Source organism: Pseudomonas sp. Tn43 (assembly GCF_014192635.1).
Taxonomy (GTDB): Bacteria; Pseudomonadota; Gammaproteobacteria; order Pseudomonadales; family Pseudomonadaceae; genus Aquipseudomonas.
Genome location: NZ_JACHYG010000012.1, coordinates 22,144 through 40,115, shown reverse-complemented (window position 1 = coordinate 40,115; position 17,972 = coordinate 22,144). Strand labels below are relative to the sequence as shown.

Below are 17,972 nucleotides of genomic sequence, written 5' to 3'. Positions count from 1 at the left end.
ACTCTTCTAGAAGCGGTAAGTGAGGTCGACGAGCAGGCGCAAATCGGTTTCGCGGTCGCCGTCATAAGGCCGGTTGATCACGCTCAGCAGGCCGCCCACCTCGAATACATCGTTCCAGCTGTAGCGCTGGCCGTAACCCAGCAGCCCGACGCCGCCAGTGCCGTGATCGCGCTGGCTATAGGTGCCCGCGCCGGCCTGGAACTGCTGGCTCCAGGAGGTTTCGTAACGGTGGTAGAGCACGTGATTGACGTTCACCGTCGGCAGCACGCTGAAGTCGGATTTGGGGTTGAAATACGGCACGTCGTCGGACTTGGAGTTACGGCTGGTGCCGACCTCCAGGCCGAGGTCGACCTGCAACCCCGGCGCGCGATAAACCCCTTCGCGACCGGTGAGCAAGGCTTCGACACGGTTGTTGCCGTCGCTGAAGTGCGAAGGGCTGATCGCCAGTCTCCACTCACGGCTCTCATTGGCGCGCCAACGGATGAAACCGCTGCCGCCGTTGGCGGCGATGTCGCTGTTCAAGGCCCGCAACGGCGTTTGCGCCGACAGGTATTCGAGGCTGCCGCCGTACTGCCAGTGATCGTCGATGTCTCGGGCAATCGCCAGGCGCGCGCCTTGTTTGTCACCGAAGCCGTAGGAATGGTTGGAGACTTCCGCTTCCAGGGTCATGTCACGGGTCCGGCGTTCGAGCCCCACGCGCTGAAAGCGATGGTGACCGGTGCCTTCCTGGAAGTCGCCGGTGGCGTAACCGGCACCGGCGAACACGCGCCAGTCTTCATCGATGGGCGGGCTGTACAGTGTGGTTTCGATGCCGAAATCGCGACTGCCGTTAACCGCCCCGGCGTCGTCGTTGCCTCCGCCATAACTCTTGCCGCCGTAGGCCTCCACCCGCAGCTCGGCCATGTCATGGACCGCACGTTGGCGCTGCAAACGCTGGACCTGACGGTTGTCAGGAAAACGCACGACTACATCGTCGGTCAGTGCATCCATCTGCCGCCATTCCTGCAAGTCCATGGCGGTGTGGCCCTGGGCAATTTCCAGCCCGATGTCCCGCGGTGCCATGCTCTCGGTTTCCTTGAGCTGATTCTCGGCGCGCCGTGGCCAGTCCCGGGCCAGGTACAGATCGGCCTGGGCCAGACGCAGGCCGAGGTTGCCCGGGGCCTGATTGACCAGCGTCTGCAAACGCTGCTCGCCCGCCGGCAGATCAGCGCCGTAGGTACCCGCTTGGGCAGCGAGTTGCTGCGCGTCCATCCATTCATCGTTGGGACTGCCCACCGGTAAGCCTTTGAGCTCGACCCGCGGCTTCTGTGTTTTCGCCAAGTCCTCGGCGACCTGACGTGCTTCATCGGCCTTATCGCTTTCGAGCAAGGCGTAATAGAGCGCGGTGCTGTCTTCCAGACGGTCGCCGACATCGGCATCCGGCGCGACCAGCACCTGACGGTACAGATCGGCGGCGATTTCTGGCTGACGCTGATCCAGATAAGACGACGCCACCCAACGCAGGGCATAGGTCGGGATCTTCACGCCTGCGGCGAGCAACTTCTGGTATTCGGCGATCACATCAGCGGTGCGGGCACGGGCCTTGAGGGCGCCCATGCGATCGATTCGCCAGCGGATGACGTCATCGTGGGCCTGAGGATCCGGTGCCCAGCTCGCCAGCAACTGGTCGTAATCGGCCAGAGCCCGATCGGCGATCAGATAACGTTCTTTTTCGCTGCGGGTGGCCAGCTCGGCCAAACGCACGCGCTCTGCGGCCAAGTCACCTTCAAGGCGGCGCAACGTGACCGGATCCAGCAATCCCGGCCGCTGACGCGCCAGGCGCAAGGCCGGTTCCGGCAGGCGGGCGCGTTGCAGGGCAATCACGTATTCCCGAGCGACGTCGGGCTTGCTGCCGGCGCGGACGAAGGCCTGATCGTATTCAAACAGCGCGTCATAGGTGGCACCGGCGCGGGTCAAGGCGTAGGCCAGGGCCAAGCGGCGGGAAGGATCATCCGGTTTTGCCGCCACCATTGCCCTAGCGCGGGCAACCGCTTCGTCAGGCTTGCCGGCATCGGCCTGGGTCATCGCCAGCCCCAGCTGCAGATCGGCGTTTTTCGGATCAAGGGCCAGGGCCTTGTTGTACACCCGGGTCGCCGAATCCCAGCGCTTGAGGTTGCGATAGGCACGCGCGGTGGCGGTCAGGGCCTGAACCGGCAGCGCCCGATTGTACCCCCGGGTTTCATAGACCTGGACCACTTCAGCGTCCAGACCGGCCCAACTGGCGATCTGCAAGTGATCGCTGATCTGGCCGGTGGTGGCCTGATTGACCGGCACCTGGCGCAACACCGTCAGCGCAGGCGTGTGGTTGCCGGCTCGTGCATCGTGAACCATTTGGTCATACGGCGTATCGGCGAACGCCAGCACCGGCCAAAGCAATTGGCCGCACAGCGCAACGCGAAACAAGGGGCGCAAACCACGATGAATAAAGGGACCAGCAATACACGGCATTCGTCAGCATCCTTACATGGCCAGCCGGGTCGCAATGTCCCCTTCCCCTTCTTGGCGGAAAGCCGGATCGAAAGACCCGGCCAGGCTTTATCGACGCAGTTTTGCATGCCAGCGAAGTCAACTATTCAGCGCGCAATAATTCTTCAGATTCGTGATGTTCGGGTCTTCTCCAATGCCACTCAGCCAAGTGCAAATCCATGTGGAGCGAGCTGTGGCGAGGGGGCTTGCCCCCGTTTGAGTGCGCAGCACTCACAAGATCTTTGGTGCATCAGAGATTTTGGGGCTGCTGCACAGCCCAACGGGGGCAAGCCCCCTCGCCACAGCTCGCTCCACAGGAAGGGTGCTCGGCTGACCCCAGACAGCAAAACGCCCGGCGTCTGCGTGTTGCAGAGGCCGGGCGTTGTGTTGAAGCCTGAAATTTTTACTGGATGGAGACGTTGCCGGTGCCGCCGAGCTTGCTCATCACAAAGCCGACAAACTCCTCGAGGGTCATTTTCTGGCCGTTGAAGTCCACCTGATTGTTGGCGTAGTGCAGCTTGGTGACAACGTTGTTACCGTCCAGCTTCGCCAGTTGCGTGCCCACCGCCATGCTGCTGAACATGTCGGCGGTTGCGCTTGCCTGATCGGCAATCAGCTTGGCATCGGTCTGGCCGTCGATTTGCGATTGCACGGTAAGCACATCAACCAGCATTGGCTTGGACACCAAAAGGTTGAAGTCCAGCAGCGCGATTAACTGCTTGATCAACTGGTCTGGCGGCAAGTCCATGGATTGCGGTTTGGTCAGGTCCAGCACCAGGTTGACGCGGCTTGCGCCGTGGGTGGTGTTGAACGACAGGTTTTCCAGAGCCACCTGGGGACCTGCGGCCAGCAGTTTCTCCAGGCTGGTCTTGACCTGTTCCTCTTCGGCCGGGGTCAGGTTCAGCTCCGGCGCCGGTAGACCGGCGGCAGCGGCTTCAGTGGCGGCCTTTTCGTACGGTTGCAATTTGGTCTGGTAGATCTGCATCAGCGACATCGTTGACGGGATGTCGAGGTTTTTCAGGCTCATGGCCATTTGCGCAGAGCCGATCACCTTGCCGTTCAAGGACATTTCACCGACCTTGTAATCGGCACGCCCCGAAGCGTTGGTGCCCGATTCCTCGGTCTTGTTCTTCATTTCAAAGTTCTTGACGCCGAATACCGACTGCTTGGCGCCGAAGGTGGTCTTGCTGTGGGTCAGCCCGACGGTGTTTTCGCCGGTGTAATAGCCGTACGTGCTTTTGTTCAGGTTACTGGCCACGGTCAAGCCGTTGAGCTCGACCTGCACCGGGGTCTGATCTTCAGCCACGGTGGTCAGCTTCAGGCTGTCCATATATCCGTCGGCCTTGACCTTTTGCGCCTGGGCACTGGCGTCTACGTCGATTTTCATACCGGAAAAGGTCAGACTGGATTTGTCATCCAGCGCGGTTTCCAGCGGCACAAACTCGAGGGTGCCCTTGGTGGAATTGTCGTAGCCAATGTTAACCACGCCTTTGACCGGGGATTTGTCCTTGGCGGCGGCGAACCACTTTTCGGTCAGCGGGGTCTTTTCCAGTTCGTAGTGACTGGTCGCCAGGACCGGCAACCACTTCAGCGACACCAGGCGCGAGAACGGCAGTGGACCGTGTTCGATGCGATCGACGAACAGCAACTCGACCGGCGTTTCACCAAACATCTCGCCTTCGCCCTTGAGGCGATAGTGCGCGGTACTGCTGAACACATGGCGGTCCAGCGACACCAGCTCCAGAGACGCCGTGCCGTTGGAACCCGCCAGCGCGGCTTGCAGTTCTTTGTTGGCGTCGGTGATCGAAGTGTTCAGTACCCCATCGAGCTTGCTGCCGGTGTACCACGCACCGCCGGCACTGATTGCACCGATGGCCACGACAATTCCTAGAAGCACGCCTGCTGATTTATTCATGAAGTACCCGTCAATGTCCGTTGTTGAAAGTGTGGTCGTCTTCCCTGAACCCATGGGGTTGCGGTCACGACTGCGCTGAAAGTGGGATGGAGATTAGCATTTGCGCCGCAAAGCGGCCCAATGATTAAAGGTGAAAGAATGTCTATGAACCGCGCAGGGGGCGAGAGTTTTGGTGGTCATGAGATCGCCATCGCGGGCAAGCCAATATCAACTCAGGAATATTGAACCTCAATCTCATCCAATTGATGATCAAAGCTCTTGAGCCGCGCCGTCCACGTATACACCAGCACTTCAAAATCCCGATTGATCACCGCCCCGCCGGTCACTTCCGCGCGCGGGTCGCAGAAATCCAGCTGATAGCGTTCACGGGCCATGGCGTTGGCGACATCGGACAGCTCGCGCGCATTGTTGAGCCAGTGCCACCCTTCATCGGCCACTTGCTTGTCCAGCGCCAGGCACTGTTTTTTCAAGGTTTCGAGGCTTTTTTCCAGCGGCGTGCCAGTGAGTTCGCCCATGACTTCCTGGAACGTGCGCCCCGGTTGCCAGTAACTGCCCCAGAAATACCGGTCGAACACCGTTTCGACACGACGCAAAGCCACCTTGGTGTCCCAGATCAGCACCAAGGTCTTGCCTTGTTCGAGTTGCCGTTTCTTGATGCGCTGGTTCTGCAATGAAGCCCAGGCGACCACCACGATAGCCATCACGGCGATCAACGCCGCCGCGCTGTCGAGGAATATCAGCGCCGTGTCGAGCTCGTGAGCCAGCATGACGCCGTAGAAATAGGTGGCCGACAGCAAAACCAATGCCGCAATGGCGCACCAGAAGCCGGGAGCGTAAGGGTTTTTCATTATTAGATCCCCATGATCAACGCAAGCCTTGATCGACGGGTTCGCCGCGCGCCCCCATCAAGTCAAAGCATAGCAATGGCCTCAGGGTTTGCCGGAGTGGGACCCTTGCGTTCGTCCGCTTTCCGGGCCGCAATGCAAGGAACGTCCGTCTGTCGTGACGTGTACAAGCTTGACCCAAGGAATGTAGTGAAGATGTATATACTTCGTCAGTACATATTCCGAGGACTTGGACATGTCAAAACAAGCCGTTTTTACGATGAAACTCGAACCCGAATTGCGTGAACAGTTCATGGCCGAAGCAGAAGCTTCTCATCGTCCTGCCTCTCAAATCGTCAGGGAAATGATGCGTCAATTCGTTCAAACCCAACGCGAATCGCGCGAGTACGAAGCATTCCTGCAGCGTAAGGTCGACAAGGCCCGAGTGTCCATGCACGCTGGGGATGGCCTGAGCAATGAAGAAGTTGAAGCAGAATTCACTGCCAGGCGAATGCGAGCAGCCATACAAGAATGAAGATAGTCTGGACGCCAATAGCAGCACAGGATCGTGCAGACATTTGGGATTACCTGCATGCCGTCAACCCGCAAGCCGCCATCGACATGGATAACCGCTTCATGGACGCGATATCCCGCCTTGCCCAATACCCAGAAAGCGGCCCTGTCGGAATCATTGCAGGTACCCGCGAGTTAATTCCACGTCAGAGCTATCGCGTCATTTATGAACTAGGGCCAGACGCGATCTGGATACTCGCTCTAGCGCACACGTCCCGACAGTGGCCACCAGAAAGATGATTGTTATACCCCCCGCCCCTTCCTCAGCAGCACATCCAGCTGATCCACCACCTCTGCCCAATCCGCATCATCCAGAATTTCCTCACGCAGCAGCTCTGCCTGGCTCTCATTCCAGAAGAACGCGTCCGCAAGGTGCAGTTCGGGTTTGAGCGGTGAATGGGTAGCGATGAATTTATCGATGCTTTCGGCGTCATCCGGCAGGCCGAGTTGTTTGAACAGCGCTGGGAGGGTGTGGGTTGGGGATTCCATATCGGGCTCCTTCGTGATCGCGTATTTGGATGGGGACCGCGGTGCGGCTATTCGCGGGCAAGCCCGCTCCCACAGGGTTTTCGCAAATCCTGTGGGAGCGAGGCTTGCCCGCGATGACGTCAGTCGGGTCGACTGTTATGCCGACAGGCTCAACTCACGCACTTCGGCATGCGGCACTATCTTCAGAAATTCCGGCACGCTCATATGTACCAGATTGCTGTGGTTGCCGGCTTCCAGGTAAATGTCTTTCTGCCGGGTCAGCAGTGGGTCGATGACCATGTCCATTCCGTAGGATTCGCCCAATGCAGGCACGGCACCGCGTTCGCAATCGTCGAACAGGTGCGGCAGGTTGCTTTCACGGGTGACTTGCCATTCGCCGCTGCCGCGCACTTTGCTCAAGTCCAGGTGACAGCTGGCGGGGAGTACGGCCATCAAATAGTGGCCATGGTTGTCGTCAAGAATCACCGATTTGGCGACCCGTTCGGCAGGAATGCCCGCCAGCCGAGCCGTTTCAAGGCTGCTGGCCGAGTGCGGGTGAGAAACGATGTCATATTCGCAGTGAGCCTTGTCCAGGCAGTTCTGCACGGTTTTTGCCATACGCATGATGCACCTCGGTGTCCGCAGCAACGAATCACGGACGGTGGTTAACTTTTTTGTCTCCATTAAAAGTCTAGGCCCGCCGAGGGGTTCCGATGGGAAATCCGCCCGTCGGACGCTTTCGACAACGGGTCAGGATTCATACAAATGCGTGCTCAACTAGACTTGTATACAGAGTCATAAATGACTCGTGGACGGATGACTCTCCCGGAGGGTCAAGTGAACAGGCGTTGCTGTGCAATGACGCCGCTGCTGGCCCTGAGCGGACCGGTTTTCGCGGCGGACACGCTTATTGTGCTGGTCCCCGATCCCCTCGGGCTCTGGCTGATCACGTTCGGCATTGCGTTTCTGATCGCCGAGGCGGCCTTGCCCAATTACGGGGTGATCGGCCTGGGCGGCCTTGTGATGTTCGTGATGGGGGCGGTGATTCTGACGAACACCGAAGTCCCCGTTCCGTTGATGATCGGCTTGGGGCTGATCAGCGCACTGCTGCTGATTTTCCTGGTGATCCGCGCCTTGAAAACCCGACCGCGCCGCAACGTCAGCGGTGACGCCGAAATACTGGGCGCCGTGACGCCGATAACGTCGTTGCAGGCCGGTAATGCCTATATCGGCTGGGTACACCTGCAAGGCGAGCAATGGCAAGTCATGAGCGCAACACCGCTTCAACCAGGCCAACAGGTTCGGGTAGTGGCACGCAAGGGTCTACTGCTGGAAGTGGCCGCGGCTGACGCGGTGCCCGCAATGAATAATGATGGCGGAGAATAGTCATGGGCCTGCAACTGGGTTTTGCCACGCTGCTGTTATTGCTGATTGCACTGGCGGGGTCGACCTTCCGCATCCTGCGCGAATATGAACGCGGCGTGGTGTTCCAGCTCGGGCGCTTCTGGCAGGTCAAGGGCCCCGGCCTGATCCTGCTGATTCCGGTGGTTCAGCAAATGGTGCGTGTCGACCTGCGCACCGTGGTGCTCGATGTGCCGGCCCAAGATGTGATTACCCGCGACAACGTCTCGGTCAAGGTCAACGCGGTGCTGTATTTTCGCGTGCTCGATCCGCAAAGAGCGATCATTCAGGTTGAAGACTTTCTCATGGCCACCAGCCAACTGGCCCAGACCACATTGCGGGCAGTGCTCGGTAAACATGAACTCGATGAATTGCTGGCTGAACGGGAACGGCTGAACGTCGACATCCAGCAAGTGCTCGACGCGCAGACCGATGCCTGGGGCATCAAGGTGGCCAACGTCGAGATCAAGCACGTGGACCTCAACGAATCGATGATTCGCGCCATCGCCAAGCAGGCTGAGGCCGAACGGGAACGTCGGGCCAAGGTGATCCACGCCGAAGGCGAATTGCAGGCCTCGGAAAAACTCATGCAGGCCGCCGAAATGCTCGGCCGTCAGCCGGGGGCCATGCAACTGCGTTACATGCAGACGCTGAGTTCGATTGCCGGCGACAAGAGTTCAACCATCGTTTTTCCGCTGCCGATCGAGTTCCTCAAGGGGATGGCGGATTTGTCGTCGAAGCCTTGAGGAATAATCTCCGGGCGCCAAAAGATCGCAGCCTTCGGCAACTCCTACAGGTGTACGCCGGGCCATTGTAGATACCGTGCCCGACTTATCGTTTCGGCAACACCGCGCATTCACCGAGCCAGGTCAGCAAACGATCGAGACAGGCCTCGATCGATTGCGCACCGGTGTCGAGCACCAGCGATGCGCATGGCGGTGGTTCGTAAGGCGCGGAAATACCGGTGAAACCCGCCAACTCACCCCGTCGAGCCTTGGCGTAATGACCTTTGGGGTCACGCTGTTCACACACCGCCAACGAGGCGCTGCACCAGACTTCACGGTAATCCTCACCCAACCGTCGGGCGAACACTTCACGCAACTCCATCAAAGGCGCGATCATCGCGAGGATGACAATTTGCCCGTTCTCGACCAACAGTGCCGCGAGCTCACTGGCGCGGCGAATGTTTTCCAGGCGATCACTGTCGCTGAACCCAAGATCGCGATTGAGCCCCACCCGCAGTCCATCGCCATCGAGCACCACACTTTGCACGCCGTGCTCGAACAACTCGGCGTGCAGTGCCTGGGCCAATGTCGATTTGCCCGCGGCCGGCAAACCGGTCAGCAACATTGCCGTGCCCCGATGGCCGTTGCGGGTCTCCCTTTGGGCGCGGCTGATGCTCGCCATCGGCGCCAGCAGATTATTGGACCGGGGCATGGGCCACCGGCACTGAGATATTGCCCGCCGCCCACGCCTCTTCGCGATTGGCCAGGGCCGTGGCGATGGACTGGACTTCGGTCGATTGCACTTCGTCCGGCAGCGGATCGAGACCGGCGCTGGCGAAGATCTGCCCGTAAGCGTTGCGCAGGTCGGCATAAGACAGGTCGCGTCGCAGGTCCGCCTGCAAGGTGTTCAGCTCGCCCTGGATCAGGTCCAGTTCGCCCAGCCCCGCCGCCTGATGACGATTGCGCAATTGGCCGACGATTTGCCCATCGATGTCTGACAGTTGTTGATTGGTCTTGAACTGCCGCATCGCTTCGCGATAGTTGGCGTTGGCCACGTAAAGCTGCGCCAGGATGGCAATCGACATCGCCTGCCTGCGCGCCGCGGCGACTTCTTCACCGGCCTTGGCAACGTCAATCGCGGCGGGCGCGGAAATGACATTGAACAGGTTCCAGGTGACTTTCACCCCATAATCCGCCCAGCCCTGCTCCACCAAAAACGAGTTGCTGTCGTAATGCCCGCCTGCGGCAAACTCCAGCCCCGGCAGCAGACGCAGCATGGCTTTGCGGGTTTCGGCGGCGCTGATGCGGGTCTGGTAATCCTGCTCGCGCAACTCCGGCCGACTGGTGAGGGCTTCCTGTTCCAGGCTGGCGAGGTCGACCTTGAGTTCCGGGATGACGTAATCGTCCTGGGTCGCCAGCGTCAGATGGGTGCTTAGCGGCAGGTTGATCAAGGTCGCCAGTTCGGTTTTCGCCAGCGACAGTGCGCGGCGTTGTTCTTCCAGTTGGCGGGTGGCTTCGATCAACGAGCGTTGATAGCCCAATGCCTGAATCGGATCGCCGATACGCTGCTCGCTCATGCTCTGGCTATTGGTGCGAGCGGTTTCGACCCGGGCCATGAGGCTGTCGATCTGTTTGAGCAAACGTTCGGCAGCCATGGCTCGCCAATAGGCCGAGCGCACATCCTGCACGATGGTGTTGATGACCTTGCGCCGACGCTCCTGGACGATCAGTCGCTGGTCGCCCTGTTGCTTGGCGCTGATGTAGCTGACACCAAAGTCGAGCACGTTCCAGACCATGGTCAGGTCTGCCACTTCACGGTCGCGGTCCTGGGAGGTCGACGGTTCCAGGGACTGGGCCCCGGTCTCGACGCTCTGGCTGCTGGAGGCGCTGACGTTGTTACGCCCCACGTAACCGGCATCCAGCGCCATGCGCGGCAGCATGTCGAAACTGGCGAGGTCGAGTTGGCGCTTGGCCAGGGCCTCTTCCATGATCTTGAGCCGGCCTTCGAGGTTGTATTTCACCGCCCGGGCCATGGCCTGATGCAGGGTCAGCGGGCCACTGAGGGGCTCCTGTCCCTTGTACATGTTTTGCAGATCGCTTTTGGCGCGCTGTTGGCTGACGCTGCGTTCGATCGGTTCACTGGTCACTGCACAACCGCTGATCGCCAGCGCCAGCAGGCTGGCACCGAATAACTTCTGACTTCTCTTCATCCTTGGAGCCCCCGGGTGCCGCCTTGCTTTATGGTTTCTTCAGGCCTGCATTTCACTGATGCCGACCTGTTGCAAAGCCGCGGCCAGGCTTTCGACCTGCCGCTGCTCGGTGTCTTTGATTTGTTGCAATTGCTGGCCAAGACTCGGTGCGCCAAACACGCCGCGCAGTCCTTGGGAAACATCTCCCATCCTGATTGAGTTATTGCCGAAGGCATTCAGCGAGTCCCCCTCGCTGACCGTGTCCTGATTGAACAGACTCGACAGCGTGCTGCTGCCAAAAACCCCGCCATCGCCGCCGCCAAAACCGAGGAAGCCGTGACCTGAGCCATCGCCACCGTTTTCACTGCTGCTGAATACCTGGGCGATAAAGCTGGGCGTCAGCGCCCCATGGCTCATGAAAATATCGCCCAAAGGCCGAATGCCGTTGCCGATCACTCGCTGTTCAAACAGCGGGGTAAAGGTCAGTGGCGAGCCGAGATCGCCAGTGGGTGGCGTAAAGATGATCGGCTGTAATGGCACGTTGGGCAGATCGGGCACGCTGACAGGAACCGTGACCCGGAACTCGGGTTCCGGCGGCACCACGACAATCGGCGATGACGGTGCAACGACTGTATTGATCGCATAGCTGTTCGACAGGCTGACACCGCTGCCCGTGTTGCCTGCTGAATCGCTGACGCCAGCGACGCTCAGGCTGATCGCATTGTTGCCACTGCTGACGTTAGCGTTCGGCGTCAGGGTCGCAGTCCAGGTTCTACCGCCATCGCTGCTGCTCAAACCGGACAAGCTGCCGTTCGCCACGTTGATGTCGGACAGGTCAAAGCCACTCACTGCTTCGTTGAAGGTGAAGGTCACCAATGAGGTCTGGCCCACGCCCAGGTTGGGGTTGGCAACTACCACCGTGGCCGTCGGCCGTTCGCCGTCGATGGCGTAGTTGTTGGATACCGCGACGCTGGCGCCGATGTTGCCCGCCAGGTCCGTCACGTTGCTGGTGTCCAGCGCAATGAAATTGCTCGGGTCGGTGATACTCGCGGTGGGTGTGAACGTTCCGGTCCAGGTCTTGCCGCCGTCGCTGCTGGCCAGATTGGTCAGCTCGCCGTTGGTGACGCTCAAGTCCGACAAATCGAAGTCGCTGACCGCCTCACTGAACGTGAAAGTCACCAGTGTCGTCTGGCCGATGCCCAGGTTCGGGTTGGCAACCACGATGGTGACGGTCGGGCGAGTCGCATCGAGTGCGTAGTTGTTGGAAATGGCGATGCTGGCGCCGGCATTACCCGCCGCGTCGAGCACATTGCCGGTGTCGAGCAGGATCAGGTTGGTCGCATCGTCAAGGCTCGCGGTTGGTGTGAGTGTGGCGGTCCAGGTCACACCGCCGTCGCTACTGGCCAGGTTGGACAGCACGCCATTGGCCACGCTGAGGTCCGCCAGATCGAATCCGGACACCGCTTCACTGAAGGTAATGGTCACCGTGGTAGTTTCACCAATGCCCAGTTTATTGTCCGCCACCACAATGGTCGCGGTCGGGCGAACGGTATCAATCGCGTAGTTGTTGGAGTCGGTCACGCCGACGCCGCTATTGCCCGATACGTTGGTCACACCGCTGTTGTTCAGGCTGATCAGGTTGGTGGTATCCGTCACGCTGACCGCAGGTGTGAAGGTCGCGGTCCAGGTCACGCCACCATCGATGGACGAAACGTTGCTGAGGGTGCCGTTGGCTACCGTCAGGTCGGCGTTGTCAAAACCACTGACCGCCGAGCTGAACGTGATGGTGACCAACGAGGTTTCCCCGACCTTCAGCGCGTTGTCGGCGACCACGATGGTGGCGGTCGGCACTTCGGTTTCCACCACATAGTTGGCCGAGTTGGTGGTGCCTGATCCGGCATTGCCGGCCAGGTCCGAGAGGCCGCTGTTGCTCAGGGTGATGAGGTTGCTGGTGTCGGTAATCCCGGCGGTCGGAGTGAAGGTCCCAGTCCAGGTGATGCCGCCGTCGCTGCTGCTCACCGCGCTCAACGTACCATTGGCGACGCTCAGGTCGGCGTTGTCGAAACCCGTTACCGCTTCGCTGAAGGTGATGGTCACCAGCGCGGTTTCGCCCGGTTTCAGGGTCGTGTCGCTCAGCACGATAGTGGCGGTCGGGCGTTGGCTGTCGATGGCGTAGTTATTCGAATCGGTGGTGCCGGTCCCCGTGTTGCCTGCCCCGTCGATCACTGCGGTATTGTCCAGGGTAATCAGGTTGGTCGAATCCGTGATGCTCGCCGTCGGCGTCAAGGTGGCGGTATAGGTGATGTTATCGCTGGTGCTCAGATTGCTCAGGGTACCGTTGCTCACGGTCAGGTCGGCCGTGGTAAAACCGGTCACTGCCTCGGAGAACGTGATGGTCACCACCGAGGTTTGCCCCACCCCCAGCGCCGCGTCCGCGACCACGATGGTGGCCGTCGGGCGCACGTTGTCGATGGCGTAGTTGTTGGAATCGGTAGTGCCGCTGCCGGCGTTGCCCGAGCCGTTTTGTACACCGCTGTTATCCAGGGTGATGACGTTGCTGGTGTCGGTGATGGCAGTGGTCGGCGTAAAGGTTGCGGTCCAGGTGATGCCGCCATCGCTACTGCTCACCGAGCTCAAGGTGCCATTGGCGATGGTCAGGTCAGCATTGGAGAAACCGCTGACCGCTTCACTGAAGGTAATGGTCACCAGCGAGGTTTCACCGACGCTCAGCGCAGTGTCCGCGACGACAATAGTGGCGGTCGGCAGCACCGTATCGAGGGTGTAGTTGCCGGAGTTGGTGGTGCCGCTGCCGGTGTTGCCGGCCAGATCGGCCACGCCGGTATTGGCCAGGGTAATGACGTTGCTCGGATCATTCACGCCGACGGTTGGCGTGAAGGTCGCGGTCCAGGTGATGCCGCCGTCACTGCTGCTGACCGCGGTCAAGGTGCCGTTGGCGATGGTCAGGTCGGCGTTGGTGAAACCGCTGACCGCTTCGCTGAAGGTGATGGTCACCAGCGAGGTTTCGCCTGCGGTCAGTGTGGGATCGGCCAGCACAATCGTGGCGGTCGGACGCAGCGTATCGATGGCGTAGTTGTTGGAATCGGTGGTGCCGCTGCCGGTGTTGCCCGCCAGATCCGCCACGCCGGTGTTGTTCAAGGTGATCAGGTTGGTGGGGTCGTTGATGCTCGCACTCGGCGTGAAGGTCGCGGTCCAGGTAATGCCGCCGTCGCTGCTGCTCACCGCGCTCAAGGTGCCGTTGGCAATGGTCAGGTCCGCGTTGGTGAAGCCGCTGACCGCTTCGCTGAACGTAATGGTCACCAGGGAGGTTTCGCCGATTCTCAACGCCGTGTCTGCGACCACAATGGTGGCCGTCGGGCGCACGGTGTCGACCGCATAGTTATTGGAGTCGGTGGTGCCGCTGCCCACGTTACCGGTGGCGGCAGCCTGCACGCCGGTGTTGTCCAATGTGATCAGGTTGGTCGCGTCGGTAATGCTGACTGTGGGGGTGAAGGTGGCGGTCCAGGTGATGCCGCCGTCGCTGCTGCTGACCGCGGTCAAGGTGCCGTTGGCAATCGTCAGGTCAGCGTTGCTGAAACCGCTGACCGCTTCACTGAACGTGATGGTCACCAGTGACGTTTCACCGATTCTCAGGGCGTTGTCCGCAACGACAATAGTGGCGGTCGGCAGCACCGTATCGAGGGTGTAGTTGCCGGAGTTGGTGGTGCCGCTGCCGGTGTTGCCGGCAATGTCGGCCACACCGGTATTGTTCAGGGTGATGACGTTGCTCGGGTCATTCACGCCGACGGTTGGCGTGAAGGTCGCGGTCCAGGTAATGCCGCCGTCGCTGCTGCTCACCGCGCTCAAGGTGCCGTTGGCGATGGTCAGGTCGGCGTTGGTGAAACCGCTGACAGCTTCGCTGAAGGTGATGGTCACCAGCGAGGTTTCGCCTGCGGTCAGTGTGGGATCGGCCAGCACAATCGTGGCGGTCGGACGCACCGTATCGATGGCGTAGTTGTTGGAATCGGTGGTGCCGCTGCCGGTGTTGCCCGCCAGATCCGCCACGCCGGTGTTGTTCAAGGTGATCAGGTTGGTGGGGTCGTTGATGCTCGCGCTCGGCGTGAAGGTCGCGGTCCAGGTGATGCCGCCGTCGCTGCTGCTGACCGCGCTCAAGGTGCCGTTGGTAATGGTCAGGTCCGCGTTGGTGAAGCCGCTGACCGCTTCGCTAAAAGTGATGGTCACCAGGGAGGTTTCGCCGATTCTCAACGCCGTGTCTGCGACCACAATGGTTGCCGTTGGCCGCACCGTATCGACCGCAAAGTTGTTGGAATCGGTGGTGCCGCTGCCGGCGTTGCCCACCAGATCCGCCACGCCGGTGTTGTCCAGGGTGATCAGGTTGGTCGGGGCGGTGATGCTGGCGGTCGGGGTAAACGTCGCGGTCCAGGTGATGCCGCCGTCGCTGCTGCTCACCGCGCTCAAGGTGCCATTGGCAATCGTCAGGTCGGCGTTGGTGAAATCGCTGACTGCTTCATTGAAGGTGATGGTCACCAGCGAGGTTTCGCCGATTCTCAGCGCATTGTCTGTCACCACGATGGTTGCGGTTGGACGAAGCGTATCGATCGCATAATTGTTCGAGTCGGTGGTGCCACTGCCGGAGTTGCCCGCCAGATCCGCCACGCCGGTGTTGTTCAGGGTGATCAGGTTGGTGGTGTCGTTGATGCTCGCGCTCGGCGTGAAAGTCGCAGTCCAGGTGATGCCGCCGTCGCTGCTGCTCACCGCGGTCAAAGTGCCGTTGGTAATGGTCAGATCCGCGTTGGTGAAGCCGCTGACCGCTTCGCTGAAAGTGATGGTCACCAGCGATGTTTCACCGATTCTCAGCGCATTGTCTGTCACCACGATGGTTGCCGTTGGCCGTAGGGTATCGATGGCGTAATTGTTCGAATCGGTAGTGCCGCTGCCGGCATTGCCCGCCAGGTCGCTGACTCCGGTGTTGTCCAGGGTGATCAGGTTGCTCGTGTCGGTAATGCTCGCACTAGGCGTGAAAGTCGCGGTCCAGGTGAGGCCGCCGTCGCTGCTGCTCACCGCGCTCAAGGTGCCGTTGGCAATGGTCAGGTCCGCGTTGGTGAAGCCGCTGACCGCTTCGCTGAACGTAATGGTCACCAGCGAGGTTTCGCCGACTCTCAACGCCGTGTCTGCGACCACAATGGTGGCCGTCGGGCGCACGGTGTCGACCGCATAGGTATTGGAGTCGGTGGTGCCGACGCCGGCGGTGCCCAGAATGTTGATCACACCGGTATTGTCCAGAGTGATGACGTTGCTTGTATCGGAAATACTGGCGGTCGGCGTGAACGTTGCGGTCCAGGTGAGGCCGCCATCGCTGCTGCTCACTGCGGTCAAGGTGCCGTTGGTGACTGTAAGATCCGCATTGCTGAAACCGATGACCACCTCGGAGAACGTAATGGTCACCAGGGACGTTTCACCGATGCTCAGCGTGGTGTCAGCGATCACAATGGTCGCGGTCGGCGGCGGTGCATACGCAGTGTTGAGTACGCCGCCGTCGTTATAGATGGTCCCGACTGCGGTTGGCGAGGTGCCGGTGCTCCCACCGCCCTGCGCGGTACCGCCTGCGCCACTGGCCGCGGCATTACCGGCCAGAGCGGCGAAGTTGGCGGCTGTGATCAACAGCGTGCCTTTGTTCCAGATCGCACCGACGCCACGGCCGCCAATGCCGCCATTGCTGGCATTGCTGCCTTGGCCACCACCACCGCCGCCGCCACCGCCGGCACCGATGTTGTTGCTGATGGTCGAGGTGCCAATGATGGTTATGGTGCCGCTGCTGGCGTTGTAGATCCCGCCCACCGCGTTGCCGCCAGCGCCACCGACCTTGTCCCAACCGGCCCCGCCGCCACCGCCGCCAATGGAAAGCGTGCCATTGGTGGCCGATGCACCGTTACCGCCGTTGCTGTAATAGGAAACGCCTACGCCGCCAGCCCCGCCGGTGGTGGTACCGCCGCGACCGCCCATGTGGGTGGCGTCATAACCGCCGCCGTAACCACCGACACCGCCGCCGCCCGCCTGGCCGCCCAATGTGCCGGTGCCCGGCCCTGCCGAACCGCCATGCCCGCCGCCCTGGCCGCCCAAACCGCCGCCACCGCCACCGCCACCGCCGTAAAAAGCGCCGGTGACACCGCCGCCGCCACCACCACCGGAAGCGGCGTTGGAGGTCACGCTGACGTTGTTCAGGGTCAGAATCCCTGCGTTGAAAATCCCCCCGGCCATCGCGCCCGTGGCGCCATAGCCACCGTTGCCGCCATTGCCCGACACCAGGCCACGGGTAATCACCAGGCCATCGAGGGTCACGATACTGCCAGACGTCACTTCCATCACTCGGGTCCGGTACTGACCGTCGAGAATCACGTCAGCCGCGCCGTCGTTGTTCAAGTCGCCATCAACGGTGATGTTCTTGTTGATCAGCAGCTCGGACGTCAGCTGTACCGTCATGTTGCTGCTAAAAGTGACGATATCGCCGTTCTGCGCCGAGGCGATGGCCGCGCGTAGCGAACCGACGCCCGTGTTGGCGTTGTTAGTGGCGGTCCAGGTGGCCAGGCCCCACTGATATTCACTCATGGCCGTGGCCGAGAGGACGTTGGCGCTTTCGATGTTGCCGGTGGCAATTTCCAGCTCCCAGTCGCCACCCAGGCCGGTGCGATCGCTGGAGGCGGCCACATCGCGGCCGGTCAATTGAGCCAGCGAGTCGATAAAATTCAAGCCGCGCTCGCCGTCGGCGGTGTAGCAGCCGTAAATCAGGATATCGCCGCCGACGTTCATGTCCTTGCCGATTTCCGCCAGCACTGCGCTGCGGGCCGCGACGTTGTCGGCAGACAAGTAGCTATTGCCCAGCCACAAATCGCCCGCATTGCCATGAGCAATGATCTGCACCGAGCTGATGCCCTGATGGCCGTCCAGATAATCGGCGATTTGTTGCAGGCCATCTTGGCTGGCATCCAGCTGAACCACCTGGGTGCCGGGCGCAACGCCTTGAAGCAGGCTGTCGACATCCTTGACCCGCGAATCGACAAACACCACGCTCTGCCCCGGCACTGCAACGGGTGCTGGCGCCGGTGTTGCATCGGCCTGGCCGTGAGTATCTTTGCTGGCCACCGGTTGATCGGCCGTCGGCGCTTTGACCGCCTCGGCGGTGGCAGGGCTGTCCGCCTGGGCAGTATCGGCAACCGTGGCGGCCACCGCGCCGTCGAACAGCATGCGGGGCTCCAGGGACATGATCATCGGCGAGGCCAGCGCTCGTGCGCCTTCGGTAACCCGCGACTTGCCTTTGCTCCACCACATGTTGCTCACCCGGACTCGAACTTTCTGA

At 60.8% G+C, this 17,972-nt stretch carries 12 protein-coding genes; 4 read left to right on the top strand and 8 right to left on the bottom strand.

The features are described 5' to 3' along the window. Positions 1-6: 6 nt before the first annotated feature. The 3 genes from pgaA to FHW68_RS23350 all read right to left on the bottom strand — a co-directional run bounded on the left by pgaA (position 7) and on the right by FHW68_RS23350 (position 5,268). Positions 7-2,487, bottom strand: coding sequence for a poly-beta-1,6 N-acetyl-D-glucosamine export porin PgaA (pgaA, locus tag FHW68_RS23360; RefSeq protein WP_183683334.1), 2,481 nt, complete (start codon positions 2,485-2,487; stop codon positions 7-9). A 421-nt stretch (positions 2,488-2,908) separates the two neighbouring features. Beyond that, positions 2,909-4,420, bottom strand: a complete 1,512-nt coding sequence (locus tag FHW68_RS23355) for a YdgA family protein (protein WP_095633582.1) — start codon at positions 4,418-4,420, stop codon at positions 2,909-2,911. A gap of 212 nt (positions 4,421-4,632) precedes the next feature. Beyond that, positions 4,633-5,268, bottom strand: coding sequence for an NADH:ubiquinone oxidoreductase subunit N (locus FHW68_RS23350; RefSeq protein WP_095633583.1), 636 nt, complete (start codon positions 5,266-5,268; stop codon positions 4,633-4,635). 232 nt (positions 5,269-5,500) lie between these two features. Here FHW68_RS23350 and FHW68_RS23345 point away from each other — a divergent pair, with 232 nt between their 5' ends. Together FHW68_RS23345 and FHW68_RS23340 are read left to right on the top strand one after the other, a co-directional pair. Continuing rightward, positions 5,501-5,779 (top strand): antitoxin of toxin-antitoxin stability system, encoded by a 279-nt coding sequence (locus FHW68_RS23345; RefSeq protein ID WP_095633584.1) that lies wholly within the window; start codon positions 5,501-5,503, stop codon positions 5,777-5,779. Beyond that, on the top strand, positions 5,776-6,057 hold the full coding sequence (locus tag FHW68_RS23340; protein ID WP_183683331.1) for a type II toxin-antitoxin system RelE/ParE family toxin: 282 nt from the start codon (positions 5,776-5,778) through the stop codon (positions 6,055-6,057). The genes FHW68_RS23345 and FHW68_RS23340 overlap by 4 nt, the downstream gene beginning before the upstream one ends. Before the next feature lie 3 nt (positions 6,058-6,060). Here the strand turns inward: FHW68_RS23340 and FHW68_RS23335 are convergent, their stop codons facing one another. Together FHW68_RS23335 and FHW68_RS23330 are read right to left on the bottom strand one after the other, a co-directional pair. Then, positions 6,061-6,306, bottom strand: coding sequence for a DUF2789 domain-containing protein (locus FHW68_RS23335; RefSeq protein WP_095633586.1), 246 nt, complete (start codon positions 6,304-6,306; stop codon positions 6,061-6,063). Between the two features lie 135 nt (positions 6,307-6,441). Continuing rightward, entirely contained in the window at positions 6,442-6,909 is a 468-nt protein-coding gene (locus FHW68_RS23330) for an aminoacyl-tRNA deacylase (protein WP_183683329.1), read from the bottom strand. A gap of 213 nt (positions 6,910-7,122) precedes the next feature. On the opposite strand from FHW68_RS23330, the gene FHW68_RS23325 reads away from it, so the two are divergent. After that, positions 7,123-7,671, top strand: a complete 549-nt coding sequence (locus FHW68_RS23325; protein ID WP_183683327.1) for an NfeD family protein — start codon at positions 7,123-7,125, stop codon at positions 7,669-7,671. 2 nt (positions 7,672-7,673) lie between these two features. Then, the gene (locus tag FHW68_RS23320) at positions 7,674-8,432 is read left to right on the top strand and encodes a slipin family protein (protein WP_095633589.1); all 759 of its coding nucleotides are present in this window, start codon (positions 7,674-7,676) and stop codon (positions 8,430-8,432) included. Between the two features lie 85 nt (positions 8,433-8,517). Here the strand turns inward: FHW68_RS23320 and cysC are convergent, their stop codons facing one another. From cysC to FHW68_RS23305, 3 genes are read right to left on the bottom strand one after another with little or no spacing between them, the layout of a single operon-like run. Next, positions 8,518-9,123: an adenylyl-sulfate kinase gene (gene cysC / locus FHW68_RS23315; protein WP_183683325.1), complete on the bottom strand. Its 606-nt coding sequence runs from the start codon at positions 9,121-9,123 to the stop codon at positions 8,518-8,520. Continuing rightward, entirely contained in the window at positions 9,107-10,621 is a 1,515-nt protein-coding gene (locus FHW68_RS23310) for a TolC family protein (protein ID WP_183683324.1), read from the bottom strand. The genes cysC and FHW68_RS23310 overlap by 17 nt, the downstream gene beginning before the upstream one ends. 39 nt (positions 10,622-10,660) lie before the next feature. Then, positions 10,661-17,860 (bottom strand): Ig-like domain-containing protein, encoded by a 7,200-nt coding sequence (locus FHW68_RS23305; RefSeq protein WP_409258780.1) that lies wholly within the window; start codon positions 17,858-17,860, stop codon positions 10,661-10,663. Positions 17,861-17,972: the final 112 nt, after the last annotated feature.

Coding starts and splice junctions, on each gene's coding strand:
- pgaA (WP_183683334.1), bottom strand. CDS start 2,487: ATGCCGTGTATTGCTGGTCCCTTTATTCATCGTGGTTTGCGCCCCTTG.
- FHW68_RS23355 (WP_095633582.1), bottom strand. CDS start 4,420: ATGAATAAATCAGCAGGCGTGCTTCTAGGAATTGTCGTGGCCATCGGT.
- FHW68_RS23350 (WP_095633583.1), bottom strand. CDS start 5,268: ATGAAAAACCCTTACGCTCCCGGCTTCTGGTGCGCCATTGCGGCATTG.
- FHW68_RS23345 (WP_095633584.1), top strand. CDS start 5,501: ATGTCAAAACAAGCCGTTTTTACGATGAAACTCGAACCCGAATTGCGT.
- FHW68_RS23340 (WP_183683331.1), top strand. CDS start 5,776: ATGAAGATAGTCTGGACGCCAATAGCAGCACAGGATCGTGCAGACATT.
- FHW68_RS23335 (WP_095633586.1), bottom strand. CDS start 6,306: ATGGAATCCCCAACCCACACCCTCCCAGCGCTGTTCAAACAACTCGGC.
- FHW68_RS23330 (WP_183683329.1), bottom strand. CDS start 6,909: ATGCGTATGGCAAAAACCGTGCAGAACTGCCTGGACAAGGCTCACTGC.
- FHW68_RS23320 (WP_095633589.1), top strand. CDS start 7,674: ATGGGCCTGCAACTGGGTTTTGCCACGCTGCTGTTATTGCTGATTGCA.
- cysC (WP_183683325.1), bottom strand. CDS start 9,123: ATGCCCCGGTCCAATAATCTGCTGGCGCCGATGGCGAGCATCAGCCGC.
- FHW68_RS23310 (WP_183683324.1), bottom strand. CDS start 10,621: ATGAAGAGAAGTCAGAAGTTATTCGGTGCCAGCCTGCTGGCGCTGGCG.
- FHW68_RS23305 (WP_409258780.1), bottom strand. CDS start 17,860: ATGCTGTTCGACGGCGCGGTGGCCGCCACGGTTGCCGATACTGCCCAG.